Origin of the sequence: Enterococcus sp. HY326, assembly GCF_026157065.1 — a bacterium.
Lineage (GTDB): Bacteria > Bacillota > Bacilli > Lactobacillales > Enterococcaceae > HY326.
In genome coordinates this window covers 247,132-264,847 of the sequence record NZ_JANLGQ010000004.1, presented here as the reverse complement: position 1 = coordinate 264,847, position 17,716 = coordinate 247,132, and the positions used below count along the sequence as shown (strand labels likewise).

The 17,716-nt window shown below is 41.0% G+C and carries 16 protein-coding genes; 1 reads left to right on the top strand and 15 read right to left on the bottom strand.

Annotation, left to right across the window (positions count from 1 at the left end; translation table 11 throughout):
• Positions 1 to 208: 208 nt before the first annotated feature.
• The 13 genes from ORH16_RS11990 to ORH16_RS11930 form a co-directional block, all read right to left on the bottom strand.
• Complete coding sequence (locus ORH16_RS11990; RefSeq protein ID WP_265459074.1) at positions 209 to 3,346, bottom strand: ABC transporter ATP-binding protein/permease; 3,138 nt, start codon at positions 3,344 to 3,346, stop codon at positions 209 to 211.
• Between the two features lie 149 nt (positions 3,347 to 3,495).
• Complete coding sequence (locus ORH16_RS11985; RefSeq protein WP_265459073.1) at positions 3,496 to 3,765, bottom strand: hypothetical protein; 270 nt, start codon at positions 3,763 to 3,765, stop codon at positions 3,496 to 3,498.
• A gap of 135 nt (positions 3,766 to 3,900) precedes the next feature.
• Entirely contained in the window at positions 3,901 to 5,973 is a 2,073-nt protein-coding gene (glyS, locus tag ORH16_RS11980; protein WP_265459072.1) for a glycine--tRNA ligase subunit beta, read from the bottom strand.
• A gap of 1 nt (position 5,974) precedes the next feature.
• The gene (glyQ, locus tag ORH16_RS11975) at positions 5,975 to 6,895 is read right to left on the bottom strand and encodes a glycine--tRNA ligase subunit alpha (protein WP_265459071.1); all 921 of its coding nucleotides are present in this window, start codon (positions 6,893 to 6,895) and stop codon (positions 5,975 to 5,977) included.
• Between the two features lie 314 nt (positions 6,896 to 7,209).
• A complete protein-coding gene (recO, locus tag ORH16_RS11970; RefSeq protein ID WP_265459070.1) occupies positions 7,210 to 8,064 on the bottom strand; it encodes a DNA repair protein RecO in 855 nt (284 codons plus the stop codon).
• Between the two features lie 70 nt (positions 8,065 to 8,134).
• On the bottom strand, positions 8,135 to 9,034 hold the full coding sequence (era, locus tag ORH16_RS11965) for a GTPase Era (RefSeq protein WP_265459069.1): 900 nt from the start codon (positions 9,032 to 9,034) through the stop codon (positions 8,135 to 8,137).
• 28 nt (positions 9,035 to 9,062) lie between these two features.
• Positions 9,063 to 9,569 (bottom strand): diacylglycerol kinase family protein, encoded by a 507-nt coding sequence (locus ORH16_RS11960; protein ID WP_416207860.1) that lies wholly within the window; start codon positions 9,567 to 9,569, stop codon positions 9,063 to 9,065.
• Positions 9,553 to 10,032 (bottom strand): rRNA maturation RNase YbeY, encoded by a 480-nt coding sequence (gene ybeY / locus ORH16_RS11955; protein ID WP_265459068.1) that lies wholly within the window; start codon positions 10,030 to 10,032, stop codon positions 9,553 to 9,555. Before ybeY ends, ORH16_RS11960 begins: the two co-directional genes overlap by 17 nt.
• Positions 10,033 to 12,231: an HD family phosphohydrolase gene (locus tag ORH16_RS11950; protein WP_265459067.1), complete on the bottom strand. Its 2,199-nt coding sequence runs from the start codon at positions 12,229 to 12,231 to the stop codon at positions 10,033 to 10,035. It abuts the gene before it with no gap.
• A gap of 21 nt (positions 12,232 to 12,252) precedes the next feature.
• Complete coding sequence (locus ORH16_RS11945) at positions 12,253 to 13,230, bottom strand: PhoH family protein (protein WP_265459066.1); 978 nt, start codon at positions 13,228 to 13,230, stop codon at positions 12,253 to 12,255.
• Positions 13,231 to 13,432: 202 nt separating this feature from the next.
• Positions 13,433 to 13,879: a GatB/YqeY domain-containing protein gene (locus ORH16_RS11940; protein ID WP_265459065.1), complete on the bottom strand. Its 447-nt coding sequence runs from the start codon at positions 13,877 to 13,879 to the stop codon at positions 13,433 to 13,435.
• A 21-nt stretch (positions 13,880 to 13,900) separates the two neighbouring features.
• Positions 13,901 to 14,077 (bottom strand): 30S ribosomal protein S21, encoded by a 177-nt coding sequence (gene rpsU / locus ORH16_RS11935; RefSeq protein WP_002356740.1) that lies wholly within the window; start codon positions 14,075 to 14,077, stop codon positions 13,901 to 13,903.
• Positions 14,078 to 14,230: 153 nt separating this feature from the next.
• A complete protein-coding gene (locus tag ORH16_RS11930; protein ID WP_265459064.1) occupies positions 14,231 to 14,662 on the bottom strand; it encodes a Fur family transcriptional regulator in 432 nt (143 codons plus the stop codon).
• A 119-nt stretch (positions 14,663 to 14,781) separates the two neighbouring features.
• Here ORH16_RS11930 and ORH16_RS11925 point away from each other — a divergent pair, with 119 nt between their 5' ends.
• Positions 14,782 to 15,624 carry a pyruvate, water dikinase regulatory protein gene (locus tag ORH16_RS11925; RefSeq protein WP_265459063.1) on the top strand — a complete coding sequence of 281 codons (843 nt, stop codon included), beginning with the start codon at positions 14,782 to 14,784 and terminating at the stop codon, positions 15,622 to 15,624.
• A gap of 172 nt (positions 15,625 to 15,796) precedes the next feature.
• Here the strand turns inward: ORH16_RS11925 and thrB are convergent, their stop codons facing one another.
• On the bottom strand, positions 15,797 to 16,660 hold the full coding sequence (thrB, locus tag ORH16_RS11920; protein WP_265459062.1) for a homoserine kinase: 864 nt from the start codon (positions 16,658 to 16,660) through the stop codon (positions 15,797 to 15,799).
• Positions 16,657 to 17,715, bottom strand: a complete 1,059-nt coding sequence (thrC, locus tag ORH16_RS11915; RefSeq protein ID WP_265459061.1) for a threonine synthase — start codon at positions 17,713 to 17,715, stop codon at positions 16,657 to 16,659. The genes thrB and thrC overlap by 4 nt, the downstream gene beginning before the upstream one ends.
• Position 17,716 lies beyond the last annotated feature (1 nt).

Genomic DNA, 17,716 nt, shown 5'->3' with positions numbered 1-17,716 from the left:
ACCCCATTATTCAAATATTAAATAATTATTTTGATTTTCCAGCAATTGCTTTACAAAAAAAGTATAACATTGTTTTTTCAAACAAAAAATAATTTTTCAGCGTAAAAAATCAGACCTCAACTTTTTCTGTTGATGATGGAAAAATCCAACGCCAGCTCAGAAGTAGCAAGGTCTGAACAGTATTTTTTTGGTAGTCTTGAAAGGTGCGCTATTCGCTTCTTAAAGCCTCCACCGGATCTTTGCGGGCAGCCGCTGATGATGGGAATAATCCGGAGATAAAAGCCAGCAACATACTGATGCCGATTAAAATCAGCGCGGCTTCAATCGGCAACTGGGCAATATTTTCAATACCCATACGCTCATAGACAATCAGATTGGCGCCGATGCTTAAAAGATAAGTGACCGTCACACCAATTAATCCAGCAATAAAGCCGATGATCAGCGTTTCGGCATTAAAGACCCGCCGAATATCCCGTTTACTGGCACCAATTGCCCGCAAGATGCCGATTTCTTTTTTCCGTTCTAATACAGAAATATAAGTAATCACACCAATCATAATTGAGGAAACAACTAATGAAATCGAAACAAAAGCCACCAATGCATAGCTAATTGTATCTACAATATCTGTCACAGAAGACATCATCGTCCCGACTAAATCGGTGTATCGAATAACTTTTTCTTTCTCGCCATCCGCCTCCACCTGACGGTTATAAGTTTGCAAAAAGTTTTCGACTTCAGCTTTGGCATTAAAATCCAGAGAATACAGATTGATTTGAGCTGGTGCTGTCGGATCGGCATAGCCAAGACGCTGCAAATTTTGCTCATAGGTACTTTGAATTGGATTCATAATTGTGTTCATTAATTCTAAAATGTCGTCTTCTGACATGTTCAACTGAAAGGCTGAAGCAATCGCCGTTTGGTCAATCGAAATAGCATTTTGGATTTGCTGAGGCAATTGCGCCAGTAGATTTGCCGTCTGGTTTTGAATCTGCGTGGTCAGCTGTGTCTGCAAACTACTCATCACCTGTGTCACATAACTGGATAAAGTCGTTTGGATATAACTTTGCAGAGCCGTATTAATTTGGTTGTTCAATTGGCTGACATCTAAAATTTGATTCAGGTTTTCAGTAATCGTGCTCTGAACATCTTCCCGAGCTAAATAGGCCGGTAAGGCTTGAGCCATTTGTTCAAAGTCCGTCACACCATTGGCAATTTCCTCTGCTAAAAAATTTTGTAAAACAGTCACAATCACCCCTGTCAGCTGATCTGTCGGAATCGAAATCTGTCCCTCCAGCGATTGGGTCAACTGATTTAAATCAATTTGGGGTGCCGCAATACTATTTAAATCAACGGAAAAAGCCCCTAAGTTAGAAAAATCTAAATTAATTTTGGAGCTATCAATATTGAAGGCCTCCTGAATTTTACTTTCATCCACCGTAATAAAGTCGCTAAATTCTATAGCCGCATTTTGACTCTCCTCATTTTCTTCAACAAAGGTCTTGCCGGAAAAAACATTGACTTCAGGATTAGCCATCTGTTGTTTGATAATAGGTTCTTTGGCTGCATCCTCCATCAATTGAGTAATCAGCTCAGGCATGTAATTGATGCCCATCGACAAAGAAGTTGCGCTGGCATCTTGCTGGGCTCTGACAACCCCGACAATTTTTAAATCCATGCTGTCATTAAGTAGCTCCTTCATGTAGTCGGCATTTTCCGAACGGTCCAGCCAAATATTGTAGGTTTCATCGTGAACATAGCGGGCAGCAGGATTAACGACTTTTAATTTTGCCGCCATTAAATCCTGATAGTCAAAAGGACCCGCCTCTTCAATATCGATATCAGCGTCTGGTTCGTTGGCAAAAATTTCCAGCATTCGTTTCAATTCATCACGATTTCGCAAACCTAACGTATATAAAATGTAATCGGAAATCTGATCGTTACGACCGACAACTAAAACAGCTTCATCTGCCGCTTGGGGCCAGCGACCGGCTCGCACTTCATATTGGTCGCTGAACATGTCAATCTCGCCTGGCATTTCATGAAACACATTCATACCAGAGCCTGAGCCAAAACCAAACATTGAACTGAGATTGCTGCTGGTACCGAGAAAACTATTTAATAGAGTATCCGGATTGACTTGATTGACCCCAGCTTGCGTATCTGCTAAATAAATCTGCGGCGTGATATTGTAAATATATTGCACATTTTTTACATAGTCTGTAAGCTGACTTTGATGGTCATCCAAATAGGTTTTTAACGAAGCTAAATCATTTTGACTGCGGTAGTTGAATAGGGTCTCGACAATTTTTTGTTCCCGCAGTCCTTCACTTGAAGCTTCTGTACTGCTTTCAGCCGTTGAATCAACCGTTACCTCTGCAGCCTCATCGCCATCCCCTAGAAAACTGGAAAAATCTAGACCGGTTTCTTGAATGGTCAAAGGATAAATGCTCATCGTTTCTTCTTCAGTATTTTTGATATATGCATTGATGCCGCTTGCCAATGCCAAAATAGCAGCAATGCCGATAATTCCTATTGAACCAGCTAAGGAAATCACGAAGGTACGGCCTTTTTTTGTCAGTAAATTGCTTAAAGACAAAGCCACTGCTGTGAAAAATGACATGCTGACTTTTCTAGCCGCTCGCCCACTCCGCTGTTCTTCTTTTTCAGGATCAAAGGGATTGGTGTCGGTTTGAATTTGCCCATCTTTAAGTTCAATAATTCGATTGGCATAATCTTCCGCCAATTCATTATTATGGGTCACCATTATCACCAGACGGTCTTTGGCAATTTTCGTTAATAAGTCCATCACCTGTTCACTGGTGGTCGTATCTAACGCTCCTGTTGGTTCGTCGGCTAATAAAATTTCCGGATCATTAATTAATGCTCGGGCAATCGCTACCCGCTGCATTTGTCCACCACTTAGTTGGCTTGGAAGCTTGCGAATATGATCTGCCAGACCGACATCCGCCAACGCTTTTTTTGCTCTCTCCTCCCGCTGACTGCGGGAAACTCCGCTTAGCGTTAAAGCCAATTCGACATTGGCTAAAACGGTTTGATGGGGAATTAAATTATAGCTTTGAAAAACAAAGCCAATCCGATTGTTACGATAAGTATCCCAGTCTGAATCTTTATATTGTTTAGTAGAAATGCCGTCAATTTCTAAATCACCGTCATCGTAGTGATCGAGACCACCGATAATATTTAACAAAGTTGTTTTACCTGAGCCAGACGGTCCCAAAATCGCCGCAAATTCGTTATCCCGAAAAGCCACTGAGACACCGTCTAAAGCAGTTTGCGTAAAATCAACTGTCTTATATGCTTTCCGCACATCTGTTAGCTTTAACATAAGCCTTCCCCTTTTCCACTCCCTTAAAAACTTTACAGGGTTCTCCTTATTATATCAGTTTCTAATTTAGCTGAGGGCGCTTTCCTTAAAGATTAATGGTATAAAAAAAGAAAACCCTTATTGGATTTTCTTTTCTAAAATTTGCTTATTTATTGCCAACGCTGCGCTTCATAATCATTGATTAGAGTCGTAATAAAATCGGCAGCGCCACTTTGGTTTTTGTGATTGAGAACATCCTCGGCATTTTCTAACGCATAATTACCGTGGAAGGTATCGATAACTTCTCCTTCTGGACTGAGCACCTCCACAGTATTGGCATCCTCACCAAAGCGCAATGTGTAGCTGCCCTTTTCACTGTGTAGATTAGCCTGCTTGCCGCCGCCAGCCAAAGCCGCCTGTACATCTTTTAAATGAATCATCTCGCCACTTCCTTTTCATTTGATAGCTCTAGTATACTTAGATGCTAAAAAAAGTCTTGCGAAAACTCTTTCAAAAAAATGATTACATAAAAAAGCTGCCCTTTTAAAAGAGCAGCTCAAGGGTAGTTCCTGAATCTATTTCACAACTAATTTATCAAGACTTCCTAATGCTAAAGTCATCTCAGCAATTTGTGCTAGTTGATTTAATCGGTTGCGGCGGACAGCTGGATCTTCTGCCATGACCATCGTCTGGTCAAAATAAGTTTCAATTAATGGTCGTAAATTTCGCAATGTTTCATAATTTTCCGCCATTGTTTGATTTGAGAATTTTTCTTTGGCCTGTTGAACAGCTTGGAATAAATCATCCTCTGCGCCATTTTCAAATAAGTCTGGACTTACTTCGGTCAACTCGGCAGCTTCCGCTTTATTGGCAAGATTTAAGACCCGAGTTAATGCTTCAATTGCTGGTCGGAAATCAACATCTTGCATATGTTCCTTCAAAATTTTCGCTGAACCAAATAAGCGGGTTAAATCGGCTTGATTCGCACCTAAAACTGCATCAATCACATCATGACGCACATCTTTTGTTAACAAGAACTGGCGCACACGGCCTTTGATAAAGTCGACAGCTTCCTTTTGACCATCGATTAATGACAAACCAAATTTTTGCTTGTCCGCATTAATCGCCTGATCAGCGGCTGCTTGTAAATCAACCAATGGAAAGCTCCAACCCTGTGCTTCGACAATCCGCACCACACCGTATGCTTGTCGGCGTAAAGCATATGGATCATTAGAACCACTTGGAATCATACCGACTGCAAAGAAACTGAAGATGCTATCCAATTTGTCAGCCACAGCTAAAACTGCCCCGACAGCCGTTTTAGGCAGCTCGCCTTCACTGCTGATTGGCAGATAGTGTTCCCGTATAGCTGTCGCAACAGCAGGTTTTTCCCCCTGTAACAAGGCATATTTTTCTCCCATGATACCCTGCAATTCAGGAAACTCACCCACCATATTGGTGACTAAATCAAATTTATAAATTTCAGAAGATCGTTGTAAATCTGCTAATTCTTCTGCTGATAAGCCAACTTGTTTACCTAAAAGTTGGGCGATTAACGCTACTCGTTGCATTTTTTCGTAAATGCTACCGATTTTTTCGTGGAAGGTGACTTGTTTTAATTTCTCTACACAGCTGGCAATCGTTAATTTTTTATCTTCATTGTAGAAAAATTCAGCGTCCTCTAAACGGGCAACTAAAACTTTTTCATTGCCGTGAATCACATTATCAATTTTTACACTGTCACCGTTACGCACAGAGATAAAATGCGGCAATAGCTGATTATCTTGATTCCGTACATCAAAATATCGTTGATGTTCTTTCATCGAGGTTACCAGAACCTCTTCTGGAACAGCCAAATATTTTTCAGCGAAGTTGCCGACAAAAGCGGTGGGATATTCCACCAAATTATTGACCTCTTCTAGTAAATCTTCATCCAGCTCAACCACAAAATTATTTTTTTCAGCTAACGCTTGAATTTGTTGGCGAATTAAATTTTTGCGTTTCGTTGAATCAACAATGACAAATTGTTCCGCAAGTTTTTCTTCGTATTCGTCAACATGCTTAATCGTGACGTTTTCCCCCAAGAAACGGTGTCCTCGAGTTGTTTTGCCAGTTTCAATATCTAAAATCTTGAAGGGTACTACTTCTTCTCCTAACAACGCAATCAACCAGTGGATAGGGCGAATATAAGCTAAATCATAATCTGCCCAATGCATTGTCACCGGGAAAGTCAAACTCAAAATAACCGGTGCCAAGTCGCTCAGGACTTCTTTGGTTGTCTTGCCGGCCAGCTGTTTTGTGACGTGAACATACTCCACTCCTTTAATTTCTTTAAAGGTGATAGCATCCGTGGTCAGTCCTTGACCACGGACAAATCCTTCGGCAGCTTTTGACCAGTTGCCCTCAGCATCTTGGGCAATTTTTTTGGCTGGACCTTTGACTTCTTCTTCGATGTCCTCTTGTTTTTCCGGCAGACCGAGGACTTTGACAGTCAAACGACGAGGGGTGCCATAGGCTAAAACAGAATCGTAATTTAAGCGATTGTCATCGAGAAAGGTTGTGACTTTTGCTTGCAGTTGTTGGATACTTGGTGTCACCACATGAGCCGGCATTTCTTCTAAGCCGACCTCTAATAAAAAGTCTGTCATTTTATTTATCCCCCTTTGCCGCTAATAAAGCCTCAGCTTTTTTTCGGTCTAATAATGGATAGCCTAATTTTTCCCGCTCCGCTACGAAAATTTTGGCAACCGCTTTGGCCATATTGCGAATGCGGGCCAGATAACCAGCTCGTTCAGTAACTGAAACGGCTCCTCGTGCATCTAATAAATTAAATGTGTGGCTGCATTTTAAAATATAATCATATGCCGGATGAACTAAGTTATCAGCAATACAGCGCTTCGCTTCTTTTTCAAAGCGTTCAAAGTTGCCTAAAAGTAAGTCTTGGTCACTAATTTCAAAGGAATATTTTGAATGTTCATATTCCGGCTGTTTGAAAATTTCTCCGTACTTTACGCCTGCCGACCATTCCAAATCATAAACGCTTTCGACTTCTTGAATATAAGAAGCTAAACGTTCTAAACCATAAGTAATTTCTGAGGTGACTGGTTTACAAGGTAGGCCGCCGACTTGTTGGAAATAAGTAAATTGGGTAATTTCCATACCGTCTAACCAGACTTCCCAACCAAGACCAGCACAACCCATTGAAGGATTTTCCCAGTTATCCTCAACAAAACGAATGTCATGTTCCAACGGATTAATGCCTAAAAGTTGTAAGCTTTCCAAATACAACTCTTGAATATTTTCTGGTGAAGGTTTCATCACTACTTGAAACTGATGATGCTGATACAAACGGTTAGGATTTTCACCGTAACGGCCATCAGCAGGGCGGCGGGAAGGCTCCACGTAAGCTGCATTCCACGGCTCAGGTCCAATCGCTCTTAAAAAAGTGTAGGGGCTCATGGTTCCGGCCCCTTTTTCTGTATCATAGGCCTGCATTAATAGGCAGCCGTTGTCTGACCAAAATTTTTGCAAGGTTAAAATCATTTCTTGAATCGTTAATTTTTTTGACATCTGTCAAACTCCCTTCGATTTTAAAAAATAAAACAAAAAAGCCCTATGCCATCACTAAGACGACATAGGGACGAATAAGTTCGCGGTTCCACCCTACTTCCGGAAATCTCCGGCAGCTTCATTTAAGTATACTTGCAAGTGCCCCTTCAAAAATTGCTGGTATCTGACTTCCACTGCCTCAGATTCGCTTTGACTGCGCTATTTTTTACTGTGCTTGCTCAAACGTATGATTCGATTAGCTATATGATAGTCTGAAACAAAAGAAAAGTCAAACTTCTTTCTGCAAAAAAAAATTTTTTCAAGCAAGTCAGCACTTAAGACTCTGGTGAATCCTCGTCCTTTTCAATTGCATCGGCACTTACATCTTGTGCTAATTCTGAAGACATTTCCGCTGGCTTTCTCTCAGGAATTTTCAGCAGATCCTCCCAGCTTTTCATCTGGTCGATAAACTTTTTACTCTTTAAATGAATGCCGACATATTCCTCGTAAAGCTGGTCTAGCAATTGCCTGATGGCCGCCTTAGTCTCTGCTTTGATTGAAATATTTTCAATCTGTTTAACATCAATTGCGGAAAACATCCGGGCAAAATGAACCGCTCGAGGATCAGCATGATAACGCCGCTCATCTTTGTACCAGTGCTTTTCACAAAGGACACCATTATAAGCCGAAGAAAAATCAAATTTGCCTTGGGTTTGACCGCAGATAACACAATGGTCCCAAATCAGTGAAATCCCAAAACGATGGAGCAGCTGAATTTCAAAAATATTGGTGATGATTTCTGGATCATAGCCTTCCTCCAGCATCGATAAGGACTGTTCCAAAAAACGATACAAGTTTGGATCATAAACTCGATCATCAATCGCCGCATCCACCAAACTTAAAATATAGGTGCCATATGCGCTGATAAAAATATCTTCTCGGATTTTGCGAAAGGCGCGGACTTCTTTGACACTGTTTAAAAAAGACAATCCGTCGCTTTTGAATTGACCGATATAGACTGCCTCGGTAAAGGGTTGAATCGCCGGTGTCAGAGGATTGTTTTGCCGATGGGCCCCTTTGACATAAAACATCATCTTCCCAGCTGATTCCGTAAAAATTTTCACCAGCTTATCCTTTTCCTTGTAATCTCTGGCAAAAAGAATCAAGCCTTTGGATTCTGCAATTGCCATCTGAACACCTCCTCAAGAAAAAAGAGCAACAGCAGCTGTCACTCTCACCTTTATTTTGATACTCGTTATTTTAATACTCATCCTTGCGGTAACCATAATCCTGCAGGTAGGTTTGTTTATCCCGCCAATCTTTTTGGACCTTTACCCAAAGCTCTAGGAAAACTTTGTCGCCTAGAAGATTTTCAATATCTTTGCGGGCCTGAGTACCGATATTTTTCAGCATCTTGCCACCTTTACCGATAATAATTCCCTTTTGACTATCCCGCTCAACGATAATTGTCGCTTGGATATGGACCTTGTCGTTTTCATTTCGCTTCATGGAATCAATCACCACAGCTACAGAATGGGGCACTTCATCGCGGGTCATAAACAAAACTTTTTCGCGAATTAATTCAGAGACAATAAAATATTCTGGATGATCGGTCACCTGATCATCTGGAAAATACTGAGGACCTTCTGGCATATGGCTGATTAAGGCTGCCATCAGGTTATCAAAGTTATTGCCCTCAGTCGCAGAAATCGGCACTACTTCAGTGAAGTCCATTTGCTTGGCATAATCATCAATAATCGCCAATAATTCATCCGGATGAATTTTATCAATCTTATTAATTACTAAAAAGACGGGCGCTTTTGTTTGGCGCAGGCGCTCGATAATCATATCGTCCCCTTTGCCCCGCTTTTGATCTGCACTCACCATAAATAAAATGGCATCGACTTCCCTCAATGCACTGTAGGCGGTCTCCACCATAAAATCACCGAGACGACTTTTTGGCTTGTGGATTCCCGGTGTATCAATAAAAATCAATTGGACATCTGGTGTTGTATAAACCCCTTGAATTTTATTACGGGTAGTTTGCGCCTTGTCACTCATAATCGCAATTTTTTGACCGACGATGCGATTTAAGAGGGTAGATTTGCCGACGTTGGGCCGGCCGATGATTGCAATAAATCCTGATTTATGTTCAGACATAGATAAATCCTTTCAAGATAAAATTAATTTAGAAGAACCATGCTTGCAAAAGCTGCCAAATTTTTGGCAGGAAAATAAAGGCCCCGACAATCACTGCAAAGCTTGCCGTAATTAACACTGCACCGGCGGCCATATCTTTGATTCGTTTTCCGATGGGATGAAAATGAAAATCCGTAACCATGTCCACCACATTTTCAAAGGCCGTATTAATTATTTCAACAATGATTACCAGAAAAATGACCAGCAGCAGCCAACGCCACTCGCTAGCATTTAGCCGAAAAATAATTCCCGCTAAAATCGCTAAGGTGCCTAATAAAGTATGCTTGCGCATATTCGCTTCTTCTTTGTAAACAGTACGAATTCCTTGAAGCGCAAATTCTAACGAAGAAATAAATTGGCGATTTTTTTTAATGTTGGGCTCATCAGAATCGTTAGCCGGCAAATTTTTCGTGGCTGGATCAAAGACCTTTAAGGCATCCTGTTCAGCTTTTTTTGCTGGGCCTTTTTTAGTTACTTGCTTATCTTTTAAGTCCATAGGCATCCAGTATCTCTTTCTGTAAACCAAACATTTCCTTTTCGTCCTCAGGCGTCATATGATCATAGCCATTGATGTGCAAAAATCCATGAACCGCCAAAAAGCCTAGCTCGCGATCATACGTGTGACCGTATTCGGCGGCTTGCTCTTTGGCTCTTTCAGTTGAAATCATGATATCGCCAAGCATCCTCGGAAAATCAGCCAACTCTTCATCGTCAAAGACTACCGGAATTTCATCGGCTCCTTCTTCCTCAAGGGCAAAACTAATGACATCCGTAGGAGCATCTTTGCCTCTATAATCCCGATTGATAATTTGAATGGCAGCATTGTCCATAAAGGTCACAGACATTTCGGTATTGTCTGGCAATTTTAAAAAGTCGGCCGCAAACTGCAACAGGTCATCAATCTCCTGAACTTTTTCAGGAGTGACCGCTGCTGTTTCATCGATAAAGGTAATATCCATTTACTCTGCTCTTCTTTCTTGTTCTTCTTTCATCTTTTCAGCTTCTGAACGCATTTTCGGATATTTAATCCGAGAATGGAAGGTGCTGGCTAAACCATTGATTAAGGATTGTTCCACCATGCGAATTTCACCTAAAGTCAGGCCACTTTCATCCAATTGTCCATCACTAATACGTGTTTCAATCAAATTATGAACAAACTCACGAATTTTTTCATTGGTGGGATTATCCATCGCCCGCACCGCTGCTTCACAGCTGTCGGCAATATTTACTACACCGGCTTCTTTCGTTTGTGGTCGGGGACCAGGATAGCGGAAATCCGCTTCTTTAACATCCGGATTTCTTTCCTCAGCCTTCATATAAAAATAGCTCATTAATGTCGTACCGTGATGCTGCTGGCAAATATCAATAATCATTTGCGGCATCTTAGCTTCTGTTAAAATTCTAACTCCGTCAATAACATGCCCAAAAATAATTTGGCAGCTGTCTTCTGGCAATAGGAAATTATGGGGATTTTCGGCCCCTTCTGGTAAATTTTCCACGAAAAAGTTAGCGTGTTTAATTTTCCCGATATCATGATAATAACAAGCTACTCGAGTCAACAAACTGCGGCCACCGATTTCAGCAACGGCATTGGCCGAAAGATTAGCCACCATCATACTGTGATGATAAGTTCCCGGTGCTTCTTCTAATAATTGTTTCAACAACGGATGATTCGGATTGCTCAAATCATTTAAGACAATTGCGCTGTCATCTGTAAATAACTGTTCGATGTAAGGATGCAGACCAACTGATAATAAATAAGCTAAGGCACAACTGAAAAAAGCACAAGAAAGCGTCATCCAAGTCGCCCCTTCAGTAAAACTCATCCCTTGGTAGACAACTAGAGTCAACATTAAAAGCATTGGAAAAACAATTAGCCAGATAGTTGCAGGCAAGCCTTGTTCAGAAACTCGAGTCCGTTTGACAACAGTACCTAAAAGACCACTGAAGGCATAAAATAGCAAAACAATTGTTAAACTGTTGGTGCCAGCAGAATCATAATAAATCAGAAGAGTAAAAATCACTTGGAAAATGGCGCTGATAATTCCCGCCCGTCGATTAAAGAAGAAACTCATCAACAACGGTGTAAAACTCGCTGGGAAAAACAGCGGAATATAAGTCAAATCCCCCGTGTCAAACAGTTGGAACAATTTAATCATCAAGACGCTCATCAGCATCGTAAAGGAATAGAAAATAATAAAATTCGTTTTGACGGGCTCTGCCAGTTGGCGACTAAAATAAACCAGCACAATAATTTGCAATAAAATCCCCATCGCCAAGGCAATGATTGGGAAAATCGAAGTCGAAGAGCTGGTCATCCCCAATAAATCAAGCTTTTCAATCGCTTCGGTATCAATTTGATTACCTTCACGAACAATAATTTCCCCTTGATAAATGATTACCGGTTGAACCGCCGCTTCGGCTTCTGCCTGCAGTTGCTCAGTCCGTCGCTCATTTAAAAATTCATTGGCGACAATACCTTCATTGATTAAATAAGTAATGGCTTGCTGTTGACTGGTAGTGATATCCAAATAAGTTAACTGGCTGATAGCCTCTTCTCTAGTCGCATCCACATCATCGTCACGAATTCGTGAATTCATGGCTCCTTCGATACTTTCAACCGCTTGGTCACGAACTGTCAGAATTTCATCGCTGGTCATAGCAAAAATACTTTCATAAAAACGAGAAGGCAAATCTTGATAAAAAGTCAGTTGGTCATCTGTGGCGGACTCAAATTTGGTTTTTAAGGCCGCCACTCGTTCGTCAATCGTTGGCTGCGGGATGGTTTCCCCTTCAGCAGCCGCAGCTTTTTCTTTTTGATACTGTTGGTCGATTTCGGTATTTGTTTGAATAATTAACGAAAATAACTGGGTGACTGTATCAACTTGTTCAGTCATCAAATCTTCTTGATAAGTGTATTCCGGTGTCACCGCTTCAGCAGCCAATTGTTTCCGCTGATTGGTGGCCGTCGTGTTTTCAACTGTCTTATTCGCTCGGATATTTTCCTCAGCCACTTGTCCTTCTTGGTAATCGACAGATTGCTGTTGCACGCTGGAAAAAATAATCCCAAAAACCGCTAAGCCAAAAACACCAAAAATTACAGGGAAAAAGAACTTCCCTAAAACATCTCTAAACTGTGTGAGCCATTTACTGAGCATTTCTTTCCTCCCAATTCAAAATTAAGTGTCGCTCCGTAAAGAATCCTTTTCATAGGCATCAATAATTTCCGCTACTACTGGGTGGCGGACTACATCGCTGGAATCAAAATTGATAAAATCAATTTTTTTGATATTTCGTAAAGTTCGTTCTGCATGCATTAGGCCACTAGTCACGCCCCGAGGTAAATCGACCTGCGACGTATCGCCATTAATAATCATTTTTGAATTAAAACCTAAACGGGTCAAAAACATTTTCATTTGGGCGATAGTAGTATTTTGCGCCTCATCTAAAATAACAAAGGCATCATCTAAAGTCCGTCCCCGCATATAAGCTAACGGCGCAATTTCAATCACGCCCCGCTCCATTAAGCGATTCGTGTGATCTCTACCAAAAATTTGATAAAGAGCATCGTAGACCGGCCGTAAATAAGGGGCAACTTTTTCCTTTAAATCTCCTGGTAAGAAGCCAAGATTTTCACCGGCTTCGACTGCCGGACGTGTCAAGATAATCCGTTGTACTTCACCTTTTTTCAAAGCAGCAATCGCCATCACAACAGCCAAGAAAGTTTTACCTGTGCCGGCTGGTCCAATGCCGAAGACAACATCATGATGCTTCACCGCTTCAAGATAACGTTTTTGGCCAAGATTTTTAATCCGGATAGCTTTGCCGTTGCGATCTTTGACAATTTCTTCGCTATACATATCTGTTAAGTACTCTAAATTACCGTTGCGGGCCATCTTTAAAGCGGTCACCACATCTGGTGTATTAATTTTGATACCACGGGCAATTAAAGCCTGCAGCATTTTGATAACAGAGACCACTAATTCTGCTTCTTCAGCGTCTCCAATCACTTGAATAATTTCACCCCGTGAACGAATTTCTGTGTGGGTGTTATCTTCTAAAAATTTAATATGTTTGTCATGGGCACCGAGTAAAGCACTGGCGTCATCTGTTTCCGTCAATTTTATTTCAATTGAGGTTGTTTCGTTATCTGGCAAAAGCTGCGCACTCCTTCAGTATTTCATTCATTGTATTTTACCATACTATCAGTAAAAGGAAAAATTAGGCACACTATGTAAAGTGACTGTCCCAGGAAAGAATTTGTTCCAGTCAGAAAATTAGTTTTTGTTTTTTTACAAACAAAAAACTGTAGCCGATTTCCCTCAGGAAAACCAACTACAGTTCAATTTTCAAAAAATATTAATCAGCTAAAAGCTCTTTTACGATGGCATTGACTTGATTGCCGTCAGCTTTGCCTTTGACAGCAGGCATCACAGCCCCCATCACTTTACCAAATTCACTTTTAGAAGTGGCTCCGGTTTTGGCAATCGCTCCTTGAACAATCTCGCGGATTTCTGCTTCCGACAGCTGGGTCGGCATGTATTTTTCCACGACAGCAATTTCACCTTGAACTTTTGTGACTAAGTCATCGCGATCAGCCTTTTCAAATTCTGCCAAAGAATCACGGCGCTGTTTCATCTCACGAGCTAAAACAGTCAATTCTTCTTCGTCATTTAATTCATGGCCAACTTTGATTTGTTCATTTTGAATAGATGCTTTTAACATGCGAATTACAGTTAAGGACTCCTTGTCTTTCGCCTTCATCGCCGTTTTCATGTCATCATTCAGCGTATTCAGTAGTGACACGCTATCAGCTCCTCAAAAGTACTAGAATTTTTTACGTTTTCTAGCTGCTTCAGATTTTTTCTTACGCTTCACGCTTGGTTTTTCGTAGAATTCACGCTTGCGAGATTCTTGCAAAGTACCCGCTTTTGACACGGAACGTTTAAAGCGACGAAGAGCATCATCAAGAGATTCGTTTTTACGAACGACTGTTTTTGACATTATAATTCCCCTCCCTCCGAGCATTAAAAGTAACCGTTTCGCCAATTGACTATACATCAAAAAACAACACTGTCCATATGTCATTATATCGAATGGCAAAATCATCGTCAAGCTGTTCTAGAAAAAAATCTGAAAACTCCCGATTTTTCTTTGTTATTTTTGACAATCTTCACAGCGACCTAAAATTTCAAAGCGATGGCCTTCAATCGAACACCCTTGTAACTGCCCTTCAAAAAAATCCATTGGGCACATGTGAATTTCTTTTGTTTTGCCGCAGACCGTACAAATAAAATGATGATGATGCTCATGAGCGCCATGTCCACAATGAATGCGGAACTTCATTTCACCGTTTAAATCGGTTTCCTCTAAAATTTCAAAGTCACTGAAATCATGCAGATTGCGATAAACTGTATCATAGCTGACACCAGGAAATTCCTGATTCATAAATTCATGCACTTCTCGAGCAGAGACATAGCGATTTTTTTTAGCTAAAAACTCAATAATTGTCGCCCGCTTTTTGGTATATTTAAAACCATTTTCCTTTAATGTTTGCAGGGCTTCTTCAATGACAGATTGTTTAGCCAACTGACACACCTCTTTTTTAACGTTTCAACTCGTTTTTTGTAAATCAGAAACATTACGATTTTTAAATTCTGTTTTATGGTATAATAATTTACAAAAATAAGCAAGTGAGGTTTTTTAAAATGAGTGAAGAAAAACAAATTGTCACCATTTTTGTGATTTCCGATTCCGCTGGTGAAACAGCGTCAAAATTAGCTCAGGCGACGATGGCTCAGTTTCCGAGTGTGGAATTTTGTATTTTCCGACGCACCTTTGTCAACGATGAAGATACGTTAAAGAAAGCTCTGGCGGATGCCAAGCTAGAAGACGCCTTGATTCTCCATACTCTCATCAATAAAGATTTGGCGAAATTAACCGATCAATATTGCCATGAAAATGATTTGTTTAATATGGACTTATTAAATCCGCCAGTGCGAGAAATCTCCCGCAGAACTGGGATTGATCCAACACTGGAACCAGGTGCTTTACATCATTTAAACGAAAATTATTTCCAAAGAATTAAAGCGATGGAATTCGCTGTGAAATACGATGACGGTAAAGACCCCCGTGGCTTTTTAGAAGCCGACATCGTCTTATTAGGGGTTTCCCGCACATCAAAAACGCCTTTAAGTCTTTTTCTGGCCAATAAGAATTTTAAAGTTGCCAATTTACCTTTAATTCCTCAGGCCCATATTCCAAAACAAATTTTTGAAGTGGACCCGAAAAAAATTGTCGGTCTGACCAATGACCCGGAAATTTTAAACAATATCCGCAAAGAACGGATGCGGGCCTACGGTATGAATCCCGACACCGCTTACTCTGACATTGATAAAATTAAAGAAGAATTGACCTTCGCCAATGACCTTTATGAAAAACTTGGCTGTGTCGTAATCAACGTTGCCTCTTTATCGATTGAAGAAACAGCTTCGATGATTTTCGACGCCTTGGATTTAGTCGACCATAGTTATTTTACAACGGTTGAATAAAAATCTTTACTCCTAAAAATCTACAACAAACATCCTAAACCTTTTTTTAAATGAAGCGACCCGTAAACGTTAGCTTTTCAGTCTAACGTTTACGGGTCTTTTCAAAACGATAAAAGAAGTTTAGGATGTTTTATTTTGCTACTATTTTGTTTAAAAATTGGACTTAGTTTTTCTAAAAAAACTGGACTCCTTCTTGATCGACACTCAATAAATCCACCCGGGCTTGGTGATTATATTCTTTTAAGCGGGCGACCATGCTGTCGGTAACGTCAGCTGGTGTTAAAATCAAAACTGTTGGTCCGGCGCCGCTGAGATAGACACCATAGACGCCTTCCTCATGACCAATTGTGCGAATTTGATCCAAGTGAGGAACGAGACTGCGGCGATATTTTTCATGCCACTTGTCTTTTTCCATCATTTTACCAGCCAATGGTAAATTGCCATTTAAAATGGCGGCAATCAAAACATTGGCTAAGGCACTTGCCTCCACCGCCTCCCGAAAAGGAATCGTCTCCGGCAACACACTGCGGCTTTTTGTTGTCAGCAATTCTTCATTGGGGATATAAGCAATCACATCGCACTCAGGAAAATGGTGCTTGACATAGCGGACATCGCCGTCAACATAACTAGCGACGACAAAGTCACCGCAAATCGCAGGTGCGACATTATCGGGATGGCCTTCAATTTCTGTGGCAATTTGTACACGATCCCGCAAAGATAAATTCAAATTGCCTAACCGATTGGCCAGCTCAATGCCTGCCACCACAACAGATGATGAACTGCCTAAGCCACGGGCTAAAGGAATATCCGAGGTCATTTTCAAAACCTTAGGCGTCAGCTTTGGTGCTATTTTTAAAGCCGTCTGCAATAATAAATTGCTTTCATCTTTAGGAATATCTTCTCCGAGATTGTGATTAATGACCCACTGATCGCTGTCCTTGATGACTTCAATGTACAAATACTGAGACAAAGCAATACCACAAGAGTCAAATCCCGGTCCTAAGTTGGCACTAGTCGCAGGAACTCTTATTTTCATAATTTTGCCACTCCTTCACGCAGATGTAAACGCATGGCTTCAAGGTCACTCATTTTAGAAATTTGCACATCACTTTCATTAATAGCTGTATCAGGATCCTTCAATCCATTTCCAGTGAAAACTGTGACAACTGTTTCTCCTGGTTTAATTTTGCCAGCTTTAACATGTTGAATAACGCCGGCCAACGATGCGGCTGAGCCGGGTTCAACAAAGACACCATCTTGAGCGGCAATTTTTTTATAGGCATTTAAAATTTCTTCATCGGTGACTGAATCAATGTAGCCTTTGGATTCATCACGGGCGGCTTCAGCTAATTTCCAAGAAGCGGGATTGCCAATCCGAATCGCTGTCGCAATCGTTTCTGGTTGTTCAATCACTTCACCCCGCACAATCGCAGCGGCTCCCTCAGCTTCAAAACCATGCATTCTTGGCAATAACGTCCCTTTCACATCATGCCATTCTTTAAACCCTTTCCAATAAGCGGAAATATTGCCGGCATTGCCCACTGGAATTGCTAAAACATCCGGTGCTTTGCCTAATTGCTCGCAGACTTCAAAGGCGGCGGTTTTTTGGCCTTCTAAACGATAAGGGTTCACTGAGTTCACTAAAGCAACAGCTTCTGTTTTAGCAATGTCCCGCACAGCTTTTAAAGCTTCGTCAAAATTCCCCGGAATTGAAATAATATCCGCCCCATACATAATCGCTTGAGCTAATTTTCCCATCGCAATTTTACCATCAGGAATCACCACGTAGGCTTTCACACCGACCCGTGTTGCATACGCAGCTGCTGAAGCGCTAGTGTTTCCCGTTGAAGCACAGACAATTGCCTTAGCCCCTTCTTCGACAGCTTTGGCAACTGCCATCACCATGCCGCGATCTTTAAACGAGCCAGTAGGATTTAAGCCTTCATATTTTCCATATAATTCAATGCCCAATTCCTTTGATAAATTATATAAAGGAATTAAGGGTGTGTTACCTTCTGCTAAACCGATTTGTGGCGTTTTGTCGGTAATTGGTAAATATTCTTTATATTGTTTTAATAAGCCTTCGTACATG